The organism is Psychrobacter sp. 1Y4 (assembly GCF_051847555.1).
Genome location: NZ_JBPYDE010001015.1, coordinates 1 through 549 on the forward strand (window position 1 = coordinate 1; position 549 = coordinate 549).

1 protein-coding gene is annotated in these 549 nt (G+C 47.4%); it reads left to right on the forward strand.

The window, feature by feature from the left end; all coding sequences use genetic code 11:
• The coding region (locus tag ACS8FC_RS20160; protein WP_439298092.1) for an aminotransferase class I/II-fold pyridoxal phosphate-dependent enzyme at nucleotides 1-549 on the forward strand (549 nt) is incomplete at both ends.

Sequence of the window (549 nt, forward strand, 5' to 3'; positions counted from 1 at the left end):
GTCTATCGGGCTGTTTAACAACTATATGGCCAAATTTGGCGTCGAAGTCAGCTATGTTGATTGCTTTGACAATGAGGCATGGGCCAATGCCGTTCAACCAAACACCAAAGTGATCTATTGCGAAAGCCCAAGTAATCCATTGGCGCAGATTTGCGATATCGGTTATTTGAGCGAGCTGTGCAAAGCCAATGACATACTACTGGTCGTCGATAACTGCTTTGCCACGCCAGCATTGCAGCGGCCTCTAGATTTGGGTGCCGATGTCGTTATTCATTCTGCGACCAAATATTTGGATGGTCAGGGTCGTGTACTCGGCGGGGCGTTGGTTGGTAGTGATAAACTGATGCAAGAAGCGTTTACAGTAGTGCGCTCAGGCGGTATCAGCATGAGCCCGTTTAATGCTTGGGTGTTTACTAAGGGGCTTGAAACGCTGAAACTCCGAATGCAAGCGCATTGTAACAACGCCAATCAAGTCGCAGACTTTTTGGTCAATCATCCTAACGTTAGTACGGTGCATTTTTCAGGTTTGAGTGACCATTCTGCACATGA